This window comes from Pseudomonas sp. GL_093 (assembly GCF_057837605.1).
In genome coordinates this window covers 6723661-6740251 of record NZ_CM174448.1, presented here as the reverse complement: position 1 = coordinate 6740251, position 16591 = coordinate 6723661, and the positions used below count along the sequence as shown (strand labels likewise).

The following is a 16591-nucleotide window of genomic DNA, read 5'->3' as shown; positions in this document are numbered from 1 at the left end:
ACCGGCATCGGACTGGAATCAGGCTCCCCGGATGTACCGCTGTCGACTTAGCCCTTGAACCCGAAAGTTCAAGGTGGAAGATGCAGTAGGCTTTAAGGCTTTCCGTCTAGCGGACATGCACACCAGCCCAACGTGCAACCTCCAGGGTATAGCAAATCGGCTCAGGGACATCGCCAACTGGCAAGCACCCCAGGGAGTGATGCGAGTATACCCCAAGCGGTTTCGCGTTTCAGCCCTTGGTGACGTCCGGATCGGTTGCGAGCACCAGATCGACACGATCCAGCAGGTCGCGAACCTGCTCGCGGGTCGAGCCGCTGGCCTGTACATCCGGGCGTTCTTCCTTGTGCAGAAGATCGTGAGTGATGTTCAGGGCGGCCATCACGGCGATGCGATCGGCGCCGATGACTTTGCCGCTGCTGCGGATTTCGCGCATTTTGCCGTCCAGGTAACGGGCGGCGCTCACCAGATTGCTGCGCTCTTCCTGGGGGCAGATGATCGAATATTCTTTATCGAGGATCTGCACGGTAACGCTATTGCTTGAACTCATGAGTCTTGCTCCAGGGCCTTGAGGCGCGAAATCATTGATTCGACCTTACGCCGGGCGATTTCGTTCTTTTCAATGAGGTGAGCGCGTTCCTCGCGCCAGGTCTTTTCCTGAGCTAATAGGAGTCCGTTTTGACTCTTTAGTTGCTCGACGCGGCTAATTAGCAGCTCAAGTCTGGCCATCAGCGCTTGCAGGTCGGTGTCTTCCATTGTTTCCACTGAATTGTGTCTGATGAGTGGCAGGGTCTGCACCCTGGCTGGCGGACAGCCTTTAATAGTCTTGGCGAGTCTGTCGATGTAGGATACAAGGCCTTCATTCTAGACATAGCGCCGTCTGGCGCCTAGCTGCCCATGCCCATTCAGAATTCCCCGTACCAAGCCTTCGCCAAACTGCTGACTTCCAGCGGTCATAATGTCTCGCCTGCCGAACTGCATGGCCTGCTGCTCGGCCGCAGTTGCGCCGGTGCCGGCTTCAATGCAGAAGAATGGTTGATCGATGCCGCCGAGCTGCTCGAAAGCGAGCCGCAAGATAATGTCCGCAACGCCTTGATCGGCTTGCAGGAGATGGTCAAGGGCGAGCTCACCGGCGACGACGTGACCGTCGTTCTGCTGCTGCCGACCGATGACGAGCCACTGGCCGACCGCGCCGCCGCACTGGGCCAATGGTGCCAGGGCTTCCTCAGCGGTTTCGGCCTGAACTGCCGTGACAGCAGCATGCTGAGCACCGAGGCCACTGAAGTACTCCAGGACCTGGCGGCTATTTCACAAGTGCAAGACGCCCTGGAAGAGTCCGACGACGGCGAAAGCGATTACATGGAAGTGATGGAGTACCTGCGCGTCGCGCCGCTGCTGCTGTTCACCGAAAACAAAAAGCCGGACGCGCCGGCTGCCGCCAAACCGTCGTTGCATTAATCGCGTGCCAGGGAAAGCCATCTGCCCATGATTCATATCCCGAAATCGGAATACAGCCGTCGCCGCAAGGCCTTGATGGCGCAGATGGAACCCAACAGCATCGCCATCCTGCCCGCCGCCGCCGTTGCGATCCGCAACCGCGACGTCGAGCATGTCTACCGTCAAGACAGCGACTTCCAGTACCTCAGCGGTTTTCCCGAGCCTCAGGCGGTCATCGTTTTGATGCCCGGGCGTTTACATGGCGAATACATACTGTTCTGCCGTGAACGCAATGCCGAACGGGAGTTGTGGGACGGCCTGCGCGCCGGGCAGGAAGGCGCGATTCGCGACTTTGGCGCCGACGACGCCTTCCCCATCACCGACATCGACGACATTTTGCCGGGCCTGATCGAAGGTCGCGACCGGGTGTATTCGGCCATGGGCAGCAACCCGGAATTCGACCGGCACCTGATGGACTGGATTAACGTGATCCGCTCTAAAGCGCACCTCGGCGCCCAGCCGCCGAACGAATTCGTTGCCCTGGATCATCTGCTTCACGACATGCGCCTGTATAAATCGGCGGCAGAAGTGAAAGTGATGCGCGAAGCCGCACGGATTTCCGCCCAGGCGCACATTCGCGCGATGCAGGCCTGCCGGGCCGGGTTGCATGAGTTCAGCCTCGAAGCCGAGCTCGACTACGAGTTCCGCAAGGGCGGGGCGAAAATGCCCGCGTACGGTTCGATCGTCGCCGCTGGGCGCAACAGCTGCATCCTGCATTACCAGCAGAATGACGCGGTGCTCAAGGACGGCGACCTGGTGCTGATCGATGCTGGTTGCGAGATCGACTGCTACGCCAGCGACATCACCCGCACCTGGCCGGTCAACGGTAAGTATTCAGCGGAACAGAAGGCGATCTACGAGTTGGTACTGGCGTCGCAAGAAGCTGCGTTTGCGGAAATCGCCCCGGACAAACACTGGAATCAGGCCCACGAAGCCACGGTCCGGGTGATTACCACCGGGTTGGTGAAGTTGGGCCTGTTGCAGGGCGACGTCGACGAGTTGATCGCCAGCGAAGCCTATAAAGCGTTTTACATGCACCGCGCCGGCCACTGGCTGGGTATGGATGTGCATGATGTCGGCGAATACAAGGTCGGCGGCGAATGGCGCGTGCTGGAAGTCGGCATGGCGCTGACCGTGGAACCGGGTATCTACATTGCCCCGGGCAACCAGAACGTGGCGAAGAAATGGCGCGGCATTGGCGTGCGCATCGAGGACGACGTAGTGGTCACCAAAACCGGCTGTGAAATCCTGACCAAAGGCGTACCGAAAACGGTCGCCGAGATCGAGGCCTTGATGGCCGCCGCGCGGACACAAGCGGCATGAGTCGAGTCAATCTGGCAATCATCGGTGGTGGCTTGGTCGGCGCCAGCCTGGCGTTGGCACTGCAGGCCGGAGCCAAGGCTCGTGGCTGGAAGATCGTGCTGATCGAACCGTTCGCTCCCGGCGATACTTATCAACCGAGCTACGACGCCCGTTCTTCGGCGTTGTCCTACGGCGCCAAGCAGATTTATCAACGGTTGGGCGTGTGGCAGGAAATCTCCCGCCGCGCCGAGCCGATCAAGCAAATTCATGTGTCCGACCGTGGACGCTTCTCCACCGCGCGATTGTCGGCAATGGAAGAGGGCGTTCCGGCGCTGGGCTATGTGGTGGAAAACGCCTGGCTCGGCCAATGCCTTTGGCAGGGGCTGGACAAGGACGTGATCAGCTGGCGTTGCCCGGCGGAAGTCACGCGCATGGAGCCGCTGGTCGATGGCTATCGCCTGACCCTCAACGACGAAACCACTCTGGAATGCGATCTTGCGGTACTCGCCGATGGCGGCCGTTCCGGTCTGCGCGAGCAACTGGGGATCGGCATCAAAAAGCGCCCGTACAACCAGAGCGCGTTGATTGCCAACATCACACCGAGTGAAGCGCACAACGGCATGGCCTTCGAGCGTTTCACCGATGACGGGCCGATGGCCTTGTTGCCGTTGCCGGAAAACCGCTGCGCACTGGTCTGGACCCGATTGGGAATGGACGCGCAACGGCTGGCGGCCCTCGATGAAAAGAGCTTCCTCAGCGAGTTGCAAGGCGTGTTCGGTTATCGCCTCGGCACTTTGAAGCAGGTTGGCGCGCGGCATTTGTACCCGCTGACATTGATCGAGGCCGAAGAGCAGGTGCGTCCGCATCTGGCGATTCTCGGCAATGCTGCCCACAGCCTGCACCCGATTGCAGGGCAAGGTTTCAACTTGTCCTTGCGTGATGCTCAAGCGTTGGCCGATGCGTTGTTGACCAGCGAAACATCTCCCGGAGACTTTGCGACCTTGCAGGCTTACCGCGAGCGTCAGCGTCTGGATCAGAACCTGACCGTGGGCTTCTCCGATCAGGTCACCCGTTTGTTCGGCAGCACTCAGCCGTTGGTTTCCCTGGGCCGCAACATCGGTCTGCTCGGGCTGGACCTGTTGCCACCGGCCAAACGCTGGTTCGCGCGACAGGCCATGGGTTTGGGTACGCGTCCCGATGCTTGAGTGGCGGTCGGAAAATTCCTTTATAGGCGGCTCAAGCCGCAAGCGAGACAGGCTTAAAGCATGGAAATGCGCGCAGATCTGCTGATTGTCGGGGCCGGAATGGTCGGCAGCGCCCTGGCGCTGGCGTTGCAAGACAGCGGGCTGGAAGTCCTGCTGCTGGACGGCAGCCCCCTGAGCGTCAAACCCTTCGATGCCCAGGCTTCGTTCGAACCGCGAGTGAGCGCCTTATCGACTGCCAGCCAGCGGATTCTTGAACGTCTGGGCGTCTGGGACGGCATCGCCAATCGGCGCAGCAGCCCTTACACCGACATGCACGTTTGGGACGGCAGCGGCACCGGGCAGATTCATTTCTCGGCGGCCAGTGTGCATGCCGACGTGCTGGGGCATATCGTCGAGAACCGCGTGGTTCAAGACGCCTTGCTCGACCGTTTGCACGACTGCGACCTCGGAATGCTGGCCAATGCGCGTCTGGAACAGATGCGTCGCTCCGGCGACGACTGGCTGCTGACCCTGGCCGATGGCCGCACCTTGCGTGCACCTTTGGTGATCGCAGCGGATGGCGCTAATTCCGCTGTTCGGCGTCTGACCGGCATGGCCACGCGCGAGTGGGACTACATGCACCACGCGATTGTCACCAGCGTGCGCAGCGCCAAACCTCATCAACTGACCGCGTGGCAGCGCTTCACCGATAACGGTCCATTGGCGTTTCTGCCGCTGGAGCGTGACGGTCAGCAGGATTGGTGTTCGATCGTCTGGTCGACCACGCCGAGCGAAGCCGAACGCCTGATGGCGCTGGACGACGAAGGTTTCTGTAAAGAGCTGGAGCGGGCCTTCGAAGGTCGACTCGGCACAGTGCACCGCGCCGACCCGCGTCTGTGCGTACCGCTGCGGCAGCGTCATGCCAAGCGTTATGTGGCTGAAGGTTTGGCGTTGATCGGCGATGCGGCGCACACCATTCACCCACTGGCCGGGCAGGGCGTGAACCTTGGTTTTCTCGATGCCGCCGTGCTGGCGGAAGTGCTGTTGCAAGCGGCCGCGCGTGGCGAGCGCTTGGCGGATGTGAAAGTGCTCAGCCGTTACGAACGTCGGCGCATGCCTCACAACCTGGCGTTGATGGCGGCGATGGAGGGTTTCGAGCGTCTGTTCCAGGCTGATCCATTGCCGGTGCGCTGGTTGCGCAATGCCGGGTTGAAGATGGTCGACCAGATGCCCGAGGCCAAGGCGCTATTCGTGCGTGAAGCGCTGGGATTGATCGGGGATTTGCCGGCACTCGCTAAGGCCTGAAGTTTTCTGCGTGGCTGATGGCCCCATCGCGAGCAAGCTCGCTCCCACATTGGTTTTGTGAACACTGACGATCCCCTGTGGGAGCGAGCTTGCTCGCGATGAGGCCGGTACATTCACCGCAAATTTCCAGCGGTGCAACATCTGGTAACTCCTCCGCAAACTGTTCGATTGAGAAGCTAAATGTGAGTCCATATCATTTGGCTTCAATTTTTCAATCGAGAGATCGCTCCCATGCTGGTACCGAAGCGTCTACTGACCGCACTCGCCCTGACCCTGATTGGCAGCACCGCAGCCCAGGCCGCTGACGAGGTGGTGGTTTACTCCTCGCGTATCGACGAGCTGATCAAGCCGGTCTTCGATGCCTACACCGCGAAAACCGGCGTGCAGGTGAAATTCATCACCGACAAGGAAGCGCCGCTGATGCAGCGGATCAAGGCCGAGGGCGAGAATGCCACCGCTGACCTTCTGCTGACTGTCGACGCCGGCAACCTCTGGCAGGCCGAGCAAATGGGCATCCTGCAACCGTTCACTTCCAAGCTGATCGACGCCAACATCCCGCTGCAATACCGCTCATCCACCCATGCCTGGACTGGCCTGAGCCTGCGGGCGCGGACCATCGCTTACTCCACCGATCGGGTGAAACCCGGTGAGTTGACCACCTACGAAGGTCTGGCCGACAAAAACTGGGAAGGCCGCCTGTGCCTGCGCACAGCGAAAAAGGTCTACAACCAGTCCCTGACCGCCACCATGATCGAAGTCCATGGCGCCGACAAAACCGAGAAGATTCTCAAGGGCTGGGTGAGTAACCTGTCCACCGACGTGTTCTCGGATGACATCGCGGTGCTGGAAGCCATTAACGCGGGTCAATGCGACGTCGGCATCGTCAACACGTATTACTACGGTCGTCTGCACAAGCAGAAGCCTGATCTGGCGGTGAAGCTGTTCTGGCCGAACCAGGGCGACCGTGGCGTGCACGTGAACCTGTCGGGCATCGGCCTGACCAAACATGCTCCGCACCCGGAAGCGGCCAAGGCTTTGGTGGAATGGATGACCACGCCTGAAGCACAGAAGATCTTTGCTGACGTGAACCAGGAATTCCCGGCCAACCCTGCCGTTCAGCCTTCTGCAGAAGTGGCGAGCTGGGGCAAGTTTGTCGCCGATACCTTGCCTGTGGAAATTGCCGGTAAGCGTCAGGCTGAAGCGATTCGGATGATGGATCGGGCGGGTTGGAACTGACTCCACCGCTGATCGTTCCCACGTCGAGGCGTCGAACCGTCTGCGTGGGAATGCATCCCCCGACGCTCCGGGTCGAAGCGTGACGCAGAGCGTCACAAGATGTGTGCCCACGCAGAGCGTGGGCACAATCATTTCTATTGATCCACACCCCTGAGACTTTTCCTTGGCCCACCCCGCCCAACGCCGCTGGTACCCCCTGGTCTTCGCCATCGCTGCGCTGGTCCTGCTGCCACTGAGCGTTTTGCTGTTGTCATGGCAAACCATCGATCATCAAATCTGGTCCCACCTCTGGGATACCCAGATGCCGCGCCTGTTGGGCAACACCCTGACCCTGGTGCTCGGCGTCGGTATCGGCGTGACGCTCTTGGGTGTGAGCCTCGCCTGGCTCACCAGCCTCTGCGAATTCCCTGGTCGGCGTTGGCTGGACTGGGCGCTGATGCTGCCTTTTGCGATTCCGGCTTATGTACTGGCATTCGTCTTCGTCGGCCTGTTGGATTTCGCCGGCCCCGTGCAAACCCTGTTGCGCGAATGGTTCGGCACGGGTTTGAGGTTGCCGCGCGTGCGCTCCACCGGCGGCGTGATTCTGGTCCTGGTGCTGGTCTTTTACCCCTACGTTTACCTGTTGGCGCGAACCGCGTTCCTGGCGCAGGGCAAAGGCCTGATGGAAGCGGCGCGCGTCCTGGGGCAATCCCCGTGGCAAGCGTTCTGGCGAGTTGCGCTGCCCATGGCGCGCCCGGCCATCGGCGCTGGCGTGGCGCTGGCGCTGATGGAAACCCTGGCGGATTTCGGTGCGGTGTCGGTGTTCAATTTCGACACGTTCACGACCGCCATCTACAAAACCTGGTACGGATTTTTTAGCCTCTCCACCGCCGCGCAACTGGCCAGCCTGTTGCTGCTGGTGGTGATGGTCGTGCTGTACGGCGAGCGTCGTGCTCGCGGGGCCAACCGGGCGAGTAACGAACGACCTCGGGTCAAGGCGCTGTATCACCTGCGCGGTTTCAAGGCGTTGGCGGCCATGAGTTGGTGCGGTCTGGTGTTCGCCTGCGCTTTCGTCATTCCAGTGCTTCAACTGGCGGTGTGGTTCTGGCAGCGCGGGCGCTTCGACCTGGATGAGCGTTACGCAGGGCTGATCGTTCATACGTTGTACCTGGGCGGCATTGCGGCGCTGATCACTGTCAGTATTGCTTTAGTGCTGGTGTTTGCCCGACGTCTGGCCCCGACCCGAGCGATCCGCTCCGGCATCAGCCTGGCCAACCTCGGCTACGCCTTGCCGGGTTCGGTGCTGGCGGTGTCGATCATGCTGGCGTTCAGTTACCTGGATCGCGAACTGGTGATCCCGTTATCGGGTTGGCTGGGCGGCGCCGGCAAGCCATTGTTGCTGGGCAGCCTGTCGGCGTTGTTGCTGGCCTATCTGGTGCGTTTCATCGCGGTGGCTTATGGGCCGCTGGAAAGTAGTCTGGCGCGAATACGGCCATCTTTGCCCGAAGCGGCACGTAGCCTTGGCGTCAGTGGGCCACGACTGTTTTTCAAAGTGTATCTGCCGTTATTACTGCCAGGAACGTTGAGCGCTGCGTTGCTGGTGTTCGTCGATGTGCTCAAGGAAATGCCCGCGACCCTTCTAATGCGCCCGTTTGGCTGGGATACGCTGGCGGTGCGCATCTTCGAAATGACCAGCGAAGGCGAGTGGGCGAGGGCCTCGTTGCCGGCCCTGACCCTGGTTTTGGTCGGCCTGCTACCGGTCATCGGATTGATTCGACGTTCAGCGCATCGAAACGCCTAGGTGCCAGTCCTACACCTTGAGGCTACAATGCGCCGCATTCGGTGCGGTCCGTCCTACAGACCAGGTAGCTGAAATCGGCTGAAAGCCTTTTGTTTCAAGGCTTTCACCCCGTGCAGCACCGGCCCGCACCTTCGCCACGCCCGGAAGGAGAAACCCATGGGACAGCGCACGCCTCTGTATGACCTTCATCTCGCCCTCGGCGCGAAGATGGTCGATTTTGGCGGTTGGGATATGCCTTTGCATTACGGCTCGCAGGTCGAGGAACACCATCAGGTGCGTCGCGATTGCGGGGTTTTCGATGTATCCCACATGACCGTGATCGATGTCAGCGGCCCTCAGGCCAAGGCCTGGCTCCAGCATTTGCTGGCCAATGACGTCGAACGTCTGCACAGCCCTGGCCGTGCCTTGTACAGCACCATGCTCAACGAGCGCGGCGGCATCGTCGACGACATGATCGTCTACCGTCTCGACGAAGGTTATCGGCTGGTGGTCAATGCCTCCACCCGTAATCAGGACCTCGCCTGGATGCAGGCTCACCTCGATGGTTTCAAGGTGCGGCTCAACGAGCGCTCCGAGCTGGCGATGCTGGCTATTCAAGGCCCCCAGGCCCGGCACAAAATCTCCGAACTGGTGACCCAGTCCCGCGGCAACCTGATTCAGATGCTCAAGCCCTTCGAAGGCCAGGCCGATGGTGACTGGTTCATCGCGCGCACGGGTTACACCGGCGAAGATGGCCTGGAAATCGTTCTGCCGGCCAATCAAGCGCCAGGATTCTTCAACGATCTGGTGGGCGCGGGCATCTCGCCGATCGGCCTCGGTGCGCGCGATACTCTGCGGGTCGAAGCCGGCATGAACCTTTACGGCCAGGACATTCACCAAGACGTTTCACCACTGGCCTCCAACATGGCCTGGAGCATTGCGTGGGAACCGGCCACTCGCCAGTTCATCGGTCGCAGCGCTCTTGAAGCCGAGCGGGCGGCTGGCGTGCAGCACAAACTGGTCGGTCTGGTCCTTGAGGAGCGTGGGGTTTTGCGCGCTCATCAAGTGGTCCGCATCGCCAATGTTGGCGAAGGGGAGATCACCAGTGGTAGTTTCTCTCCTACGCTTAGCAAGTCGATAGCACTGGCGCGCGTGCCGATGGCAACAGCCGACCGCGCAGAAGTGGAAATCCGTGGCAAGTGGTACCCGGTCCGAGTGGTCAAACCGACCTTCGTACGCCATGGCAAAACCTTGATCTAACCTTTTCTGGCGGGCAACGACCGCTGACAATTCTCTTGAGGACACAGAACATGAGCGATATTCCTGCCGACCTGCGTTTTGCCGAAAGTCACGAGTGGGCCCGTCTCGAAGCCGATGGCACCGTCACTGTGGGCATCAGCGATCACGCTCAGGAAGCCTTGGGCGACGTGGTGTTCGTTGAGCTGACTGAAGTCGGAACAGTCTTCGCTGCCGGTGATCAATCCGGTGTGGTGGAGTCGGTTAAAGCCGCTTCGGACATCTACTCCCCGGTTGCCGGTGAAGTGATTGCCATCAACGAAGAACTGAGCGCTAACCCTGAGTTGCTCAACTCCGACCCGTACGGTGCCTGGATCTTCAAGCTCAAGCCAAGCAACGCTGGCGATCTGGACAAGCTGCTCGACGCGGCAGGCTACAAGGCCGCCATCGGCGAATAATCTTCGTCTTGCGAAATCCATGTGGGAGCGAGCCTGCTCGCTCCCACAGGTTCTATGGATTTAGTACGGACTTCACCGCTGCCACCGAACGCTCGACATCCGCTTTAGTCATGGTGGTAAACATCGGCAGCGAAACAATCAGGCGACCGACCCGTTCGGCCACCGGAAACATCCCTTCCTTGAACCCGCGCTCGCGGTAAAGGCTCAGCAGGTGAATCGGCGGATAGTGATAGCCGATACCGACGCCCAATGCCTGCATCTGCTCCATGAAGGTAGCCCGTGCCGGTTGGCCATCCCTGCGCTCAGGCAGCACCAGCTGAAACAAATGCCAATTGCTGTTCTCGAAATCCGCCGGGGGCAGTTGAGCCCCATACAACGCTTCGAAATCCTCGCCAAAACAAGCGAAATAATGCTTGGCCAGTTCACGGCGATGAGCAGTGATTGATTCGATGTGAGCAAATTGCCCCAGACCAATGGCCGCTGCAACGTCGGTCATGTTGAACTTTCCGCCCAGCACATCAACGTCCAGTCCATCGAAGCCGCTGCGGGTGACGCCCTGTAAACGGTACTTTTGCGCCAGTCGAACTTCCTCGGCATTGTTCAATACCAGGCAACCGCCCTCTGACGAGGTGACGTTTTTGTTCGCCTGGAAACTGAAGGACACGAAATCGCCGGTCGAGCCAATGCGCTGGCCGTTCCAGCTCGAACCCAAGGCTTGCGCGGCGTCTTCGACAATCCGTAATCCGTGTTTTTTGGCGATCGCATACAACCGGCTCATGTCCACTGGCAAACCGGCGAGGTACACCGGAATGATCGCTTTGGTGCGCGGGGTGATTGCCGCTTCCAGCTGATCCAGGTCGATGTTGCGGGTGATCGGGTCAATGTCGGCAAACACCGGCGTGGCGCCGACTTCCAGAATAACGTTGGCGGTGGCCACCCAGGAAATCGGCGTGGTGATCACTTCATCGCCCGGTCCGACCCCGGCAAGGCGTAAGGCGATTTCCATGGTGCAGGTGCCGGAATTGAAAGTGAGCACCGGGCGCCCGCCAAAAAACTCCGAGAGTTGTTGTTCAAAGGCCTGGACCTTGGGGCCGCTGGTAATCCAGCCCGAGCGCAATACGTCGCCAACAGCGGCAATCGTCGCTTCGTCGATGGTGGGTTTGGAGAAAGGCAGGAAAGGCAGTTGATTCATGAGTTCAGAAATCCGATCGGCGGATATTAGGCGTGCGCCGAGCATGATGATCCGGATTGGTCGACGGCGCCACGCCATCCGCTCGGGTATCGACTGCTATGCTGGTTTGACCGTGTTGCATCGACGTTGAGCGCCAGTCAAGAGAGAGCCCGTCATGTCCCAGTTGCCGTCCTTGAGCCAGTTACGCGACCCCAATGCCTTCCTTCGCCGCCACCTCGGGCCCGATGCCGCCGAGCAACAGGCGATGCTCGACAGCCTCGGCCTCGGCAGCCGGGTCGAGTTGATCGAGCAGACGGTGCCGCCGGGAATCCGCCTGAACAGGCCGCTCGACCTGCCACCCGCGCTCGACGAAGAAGCCGCGCTGGCCAAACTGCGCGGTTACGCCGAGCAAAACCAGGTCTGGACCAGCCTGATCGGCATGGGCTACCACGGTACCCTCACGCCCACCGTCATTGTGCGCAACGTGCTGGAAAATCCCGGTTGGTACACCGCGTACACACCGTATCAACCAGAGATCGCCCAAGGCCGGCTCGAAGCGCTGCTGAACTTCCAGCAATTGACCATCGACCTCACGGGCCTGGAGCTGGCCAATGCCTCGCTGCTGGACGAAGCCACGGCGGCGGCGGAAGCCATGGCACTGGCCAAGCGTGTCGCCAAGTCCAGAAGCAATCTGTTCTTCGTCGACGAAAACTGTCACCCGCAGACCATTTCCGTGGTGCAGACCCGAGCAGAAGGGTTCGGCTTCGAGCTGATCATCGACACTGTGGATAACTTGAAGCAGCACCAGGTGTTCGGCGCGCTCCTGCAATATCCCGATACCCACGGCGAAATCCGCGATCTTCGTCCGTTGATCGATCATCTGCATGCGCAGCAAGCCTTGGCGTGTGTCGCAACCGATCTGCTGAGTCTGCTGTTACTGACGCCGCCGGGGGAGTTGGGCGCCGACGTGGTGTTCGGTTCATCCCAGCGTTTCGGCGTGCCCATGGGATACGGCGGCCCTCACGCGGCGTTTTTTGCCAGTCGCGATGAGTACAAACGGGCGATTCCCGGGCGGATCATCGGCGTGTCGAAAGATGCTCGCGGCAACGTCGCTTTACGCATGGCCCTGCAAACCCGCGAGCAACATATCCGCCGGGAGAAAGCCAACTCGAACATTTGCACCGCTCAGGTGCTGCTGGCCAACATTGCCAGTTTCTATGCGGTCTACCACGGTCCGGAAGGGCTCAAACGCATTGCCCAACGCGTCCATCGGCTGACCGGCATCCTCGCCGCTGGCCTGGAGCGCCACGGCATCACCCGCCTCAACACACACTTTTTCGACACGCTGACGCTGGAGGTCGGTGGTACTCAGACGGCAATCATCGAAAGCGCCCAGGCCGCGCAGATCAACTTGCGCATCCTCGGGCGCGGGCAGTTGGGTCTGAGCCTCGACGAAACCTCTGACGAATCCACCGTCGCGAAGTTGTTTGATGTGTTCCTCGGTGCCGATCATGGGCTTAACGTCGATGAACTGGACGCTGAAACCCTTGCTTCCGGCATTCCCGCAGGTCTGCTGCGTACCTCGCCTTATCTGCGCCACCCGGTGTTCAGCGCCCATCACAGCGAAACCGAGATGCTGCGCTACCTCAAGCAACTGGAGAACAAGGACCTGGCGCTCAACCAGTCGATGATCCCGCTGGGCTCCTGCACCATGAAACTCAATGCCACCAGCGAGATGATCCCGATCACGTGGCCGCAGTTCGCCAACCTGCACCCGTTTGTGCCGAAAGAGCAGGCGGTCGGTTATTCGCTGATGATCGAAGAACTGGAGCGTTGGCTCTGCGCGATTACCGGTTTCGACGCGATCTGCATGCAACCCAACTCCGGCGCCCAAGGCGAGTACGCTGGGTTGCTGGCGATCCGCAAATATCACGAGAGCCGCCATCAGGGCGCGCGGGATATTTGCCTGATCCCGTCCTCGGCCCACGGCACCAACCCGGCGTCGGCACAAATGGCCGGAATGCGGGTGGTGATCGTCGAGTGCGACGAGGCTGGCAACGTTGATCTGGATGACCTCAAAGGCAAAGCCGCAGAGGCCGGAGACAAACTCGCCTGCCTGATGGCGACGTATCCTTCGACCCACGGCGTGTACGAAGAAGGCATCAGCGAAATCTGCGAAGTTATCCACAGCCACGGCGGCCAGGTGTACATGGATGGCGCCAACCTCAACGCTCAGGTCGGACTGGCGCGCCCGGCGGACATTGGCGCCGACGTGTCCCACATGAACCTGCACAAGACTTTCTGCATTCCCCATGGGGGCGGCGGGCCGGGCATGGGGCCGATTGGTGTGCGGGCGCATCTGGCGCCATTCGTGGCCAATCACCCGGTGGTGCCGATCGACGGGCCATTGGCGCAGAACGGTGCAGTCAGCGCAGCGCCCTGGGGCAGCGCGAGCATCCTGCCGATCAGCTGGATGTACATTGCGATGATGGGGCCGCAATTGGCGGATGCCAGTGAGGTGGCGATCCTCGCCGCAAATTACCTGGCGCAGCACTTGTCCGGGGCGTTTCCGGTGCTTTACACCGGGCGCAACGAGCGGGTGGCGCACGAATGCATTCTTGACCTGCGGCCACTCAAGGCGCTGACCGGGATCAGCGAGGAGGATGTCGCCAAGCGGCTGATGGACTATGGCTTCCATGCGCCGACCATGTCGTTTCCGGTGCCGGGGACGTTGATGGTGGAACCGACCGAAAGTGAATCGAAGGCGGAGCTGGACCGGTTTATCGGGGCGATGCTGAGTATTCGTGCGGAAATCACCGAGGTGCAAAACGGCAACTGGCCGGCCGATGACAACCCACTGAAACGTTCACCGCATACCCTGGCGGATATCACCGGGGTTTGGGAGCGGCCCTACAGCATCGAGCAGGCAGTGACGCCGGATGCTCATACCAAGGCGCATAAGTACTGGCCGGTGGTGAACCGGGTGGACAATGTCTACGGTGACCGCAATCTGTTTTGCGCATGTGTCCCGGTAGACGATTACCGCTAATCTGCAGCGCGACACAAATCCAATGTGGGAGCGAGCCTGCTCGCGATAGCGGTGTGACAGTCATGGAGGATTTCGACTGATCCACCGCTATCGCGAGCAGGCTCGCTCCCACAGGGTTTTGCAGCGGGCATAAAAAATGCCGCTCATGGGAGCGGCATTTTTGTTCAGCAGTAAATCTTATTCCGAAGCCACGGCATTCTTCGCCAGGATCGCGTTCGCCAGTTCCATGTCCGTGGCCTGCAGGCCAGGGTTGTCGGCGCGGACTTTCTGCATCGCGGCCTCCAGGTATGGACCGCGAATGCCGCCGTCACTGGCGACAAAGCTGCCAGCATCGTCCTGAGCGGCAACGATCAGCTTGTGATCCTTGAAGGTCAGGTAGGTCGAACCGGTGGTCGCACCGGATGAGATGACGTTACGCCAAAAGCTATCGGCCATCGCCGAACCGACAGGAAGGGACAACAAGGCGATGGTAGCGACAGCAAGTTTGAGACGCATATTGGGTGACTCCACTGGGTTAACTACGGCGTTTGATTGCCAATCCCCCAATCGAGTTCCATGACGGCCGCGCCTACTTTTGTTCGCTCTGCGGCGTTACTCGCAGCACCTCCTCAATCGTCGTCAAACCCGCTGCGACTTTTTGCGCTCCTGACAATCGCAAACTGCGCATGCCTTCCTTGAACGCCTGACGCCGCACCGCCAGCAAATCGGTGTCGGGGTTGATCAGCGCTTTGACGCCGTCCGTCAGCTGCATGATTTCGTAGACCCCGGCGCGGCCGCGGTAACCGGTATCGCGGCATTCAAGGCAACCGATGGCGCGATGTGCGTTGTTCGGCAACGGTGCCTGCCAAGGTCGGGTCAAGGTTTGCCAGTCTTCTTCACCCAGGGTCAGCGGTGCCTTGCAATGCGGGCACAAGGTGCGGACCAGGCGCTGGGCCATGACGCCGAGCACCGTGGCTTTGATCAGGTAATGCGGCACGCCCAGCTCCAGCAAGCGGCTGATCGCGCTCGGCGCATCGTTGGTGTGCAGCGTCGACAGCACCAAGTGGCCAGTGAGCGCAGCCTGGATCGCCATTTCAGCGGTTTCCAGATCGCGGATCTCACCGATCATGATGATGTCCGGATCCTGTCGCATCAGCGCGCGCACACCGGCGGCGAAGGTCAGGTCGATGTTGTGCTGGACCTGCATCTGGTTGAACGCCGGCTCGACCATTTCGATCGGGTCTTCGATGGTGCAGAGGTTGACCTCCGGCGTCGCCAGTTTTTTCAGGGTGGTGTACAGCGTGGTGGTCTTGCCGGAACCGGTCGGGCCGGTGACCAGAATGATGCCGTTGGGCTGGGTCGTCATGTCCTGCCAGCGGCGCAGATCGTCGGCGGAGAAGCCCAGCTGATCGAAATCCTTGAGCAGTACTTCCGGGTCGAAGATCCGCATGACCATTTTTTCGCCGAATGCGGTCGGCAATGTCGACAGTCGCAGCTCGACTTCGCCACCGTCCGGGGTTTTGGTCTTGACCCGGCCGTCCTGGGGTTTGCGCTTTTCCGCGACGTTCATCCGCCCGAGGCTTTTCAGGCGGCTGACGATGGCCATGGTCACTTGCGGCGGGAATTGATAGACGTTGTGGAGCACGCCGTCGATGCGAAAGCGCACCGTGCCTTGTTCGCGCCGGGGTTCGATGTGGATATCGCTGGCGCGCTGCTGGAACGCGTACTGGAACAACCAGTCGACGATGTTGACGATGTGCGCGTCGTTGGCGTCCGGTTCCTGGTCGCTGGCGCCGAGGTTGAGCAACTGTTCGAAATTGCCCAGCGTGTTCATCTGCTGATCGGCATTGGTCGCGCCGCTGACCGATTTGGCCAGGCGGAAAAACTCCACACTGAAACGCTGGATGTCGACCGGGTTGGCCACCACACGCTTGATCGGCAGTTTCAGCACGTGGGTCAGGTCGGCTTCCCAGCCGGTGACGTAGGGCTGGGCGCTGGCCACGGTGACTGCGTCGCGGTCGATAGACACCGCAAGAATCTTGTGGCGCTGGGCGAAGGCGTAGGACATCAGCGGCGTAATCGCCGCCACGTTGATTTTCAGCGGGTCGATACGCAGATAAGGCTGGCCGGCCTGCTGTGACAGCCAAAGCGTCAGGCTTTCCAGGTCGAGGTGTTTGCCGGGACGGCTGAGATCGTCCAGAAGTTGGCTGGCGATGAATTCCAGCGGGTGCATCTGGCCATTGGCAGCGTGACGGCGTCGAGCATTGAGCGCGTGTTCGGCCGAGTCCTGACTGATGAAACCTTGGGCGACCAGTTCACGCAGCAAATCATTGAGATCCAGCCAGCGGTCCTGAATGGCAAGTTGAACGGACATGCGGGCTCCTCATGAACAACAGTTCGCAAAGGATAGTCGCGGAG

At 60.5% G+C, this 16591-nt stretch carries 14 protein-coding genes and 1 other RNA gene; 9 read left to right on the top strand and 6 right to left on the bottom strand.

Going from position 1 to position 16591, the window contains the following annotated elements:
* Positions 1–20: 20 nt before the first annotated feature.
* From ssrS to AC3IUE_RS31135, 3 genes are all read right to left on the bottom strand, one after another.
* A non-coding RNA gene (ssrS, locus tag AC3IUE_RS31145) (6S RNA) lies at positions 21–199 on the bottom strand.
* A 30-nt stretch (positions 200–229) separates the two neighbouring features.
* Entirely contained in the window at positions 230–547 is a 318-nt protein-coding gene (locus AC3IUE_RS31140) for a cell division protein ZapA (RefSeq protein WP_007942435.1), read from the bottom strand.
* Positions 544–753: a TIGR02449 family protein gene (locus AC3IUE_RS31135; protein WP_007942437.1), complete on the bottom strand. Its 210-nt coding sequence runs from the start codon at positions 751–753 to the stop codon at positions 544–546. The genes AC3IUE_RS31140 and AC3IUE_RS31135 overlap by 4 nt, the downstream gene beginning before the upstream one ends.
* A gap of 141 nt (positions 754–894) precedes the next feature.
* Between AC3IUE_RS31135 and AC3IUE_RS31130 the strand changes: the two genes are divergently transcribed.
* The 8 genes from AC3IUE_RS31130 (at position 895) to gcvH (ending at position 9974) form a co-directional block, all read left to right on the top strand.
* Positions 895–1455 (top strand): YecA/YgfB family protein, encoded by a 561-nt coding sequence (locus tag AC3IUE_RS31130; protein ID WP_056738790.1) that lies wholly within the window; start codon positions 895–897, stop codon positions 1453–1455.
* Between the two features lie 27 nt (positions 1456–1482).
* The gene (gene pepP, locus AC3IUE_RS31125; RefSeq protein ID WP_046045126.1) at positions 1483–2817 is read left to right on the top strand and encodes a Xaa-Pro aminopeptidase; all 1335 of its coding nucleotides are present in this window, start codon (positions 1483–1485) and stop codon (positions 2815–2817) included.
* The gene (gene ubiH, locus AC3IUE_RS31120; protein ID WP_489264599.1) at positions 2814–4001 is read left to right on the top strand and encodes a 2-octaprenyl-6-methoxyphenyl hydroxylase; all 1188 of its coding nucleotides are present in this window, start codon (positions 2814–2816) and stop codon (positions 3999–4001) included. The genes pepP and ubiH overlap by 4 nt, the downstream gene beginning before the upstream one ends.
* A 66-nt stretch (positions 4002–4067) precedes the next feature.
* Positions 4068–5285, top strand: coding sequence for a 2-octaprenyl-3-methyl-6-methoxy-1,4-benzoquinol hydroxylase (locus tag AC3IUE_RS31115; protein ID WP_489268997.1), 1218 nt, complete (start codon positions 4068–4070; stop codon positions 5283–5285).
* 231 nt (positions 5286–5516) lie between these two features.
* Positions 5517–6521 carry an extracellular solute-binding protein gene (locus AC3IUE_RS31110; protein WP_489264598.1) on the top strand — a complete coding sequence of 335 codons (1005 nt, stop codon included), beginning with the start codon at positions 5517–5519 and terminating at the stop codon, positions 6519–6521.
* 163 nt (positions 6522–6684) lie between these two features.
* Entirely contained in the window at positions 6685–8301 is a 1617-nt protein-coding gene (locus tag AC3IUE_RS31105; protein WP_489264597.1) for an ABC transporter permease, read from the top strand.
* A gap of 156 nt (positions 8302–8457) precedes the next feature.
* Positions 8458–9540 carry a glycine cleavage system aminomethyltransferase GcvT gene (gene gcvT, locus AC3IUE_RS31100; protein ID WP_056738801.1) on the top strand — a complete coding sequence of 361 codons (1083 nt, stop codon included), beginning with the start codon at positions 8458–8460 and terminating at the stop codon, positions 9538–9540.
* A gap of 50 nt (positions 9541–9590) precedes the next feature.
* Positions 9591–9974 (top strand): glycine cleavage system protein GcvH, encoded by a 384-nt coding sequence (gene gcvH, locus AC3IUE_RS31095; protein ID WP_033060614.1) that lies wholly within the window; start codon positions 9591–9593, stop codon positions 9972–9974.
* A 52-nt stretch (positions 9975–10026) separates the two neighbouring features.
* Here the strand turns inward: gcvH and AC3IUE_RS31090 are convergent, their stop codons facing one another.
* Positions 10027–11166 (bottom strand): DegT/DnrJ/EryC1/StrS family aminotransferase, encoded by a 1140-nt coding sequence (locus tag AC3IUE_RS31090; RefSeq protein WP_489264596.1) that lies wholly within the window; start codon positions 11164–11166, stop codon positions 10027–10029.
* Positions 11167–11320: 154 nt separating this feature from the next.
* On the opposite strand from AC3IUE_RS31090, the gene gcvP reads away from it, so the two are divergent.
* Positions 11321–14194 (top strand): aminomethyl-transferring glycine dehydrogenase, encoded by a 2874-nt coding sequence (gcvP, locus tag AC3IUE_RS31085; RefSeq protein ID WP_489264595.1) that lies wholly within the window; start codon positions 11321–11323, stop codon positions 14192–14194.
* Between the two features lie 177 nt (positions 14195–14371).
* Here the strand turns inward: gcvP and AC3IUE_RS31080 are convergent, their stop codons facing one another.
* Positions 14372–14689, bottom strand: a complete 318-nt coding sequence (locus tag AC3IUE_RS31080) for a DUF2388 domain-containing protein (protein ID WP_010466645.1) — start codon at positions 14687–14689, stop codon at positions 14372–14374.
* Between the two features lie 73 nt (positions 14690–14762).
* Positions 14763–16547, bottom strand: coding sequence for a type IV pilus assembly ATPase TfpB (gene tfpB / locus AC3IUE_RS31075; RefSeq protein WP_056738807.1), 1785 nt, complete (start codon positions 16545–16547; stop codon positions 14763–14765).
* Between the last annotated feature and the right edge of the window lie 44 nt (positions 16548–16591).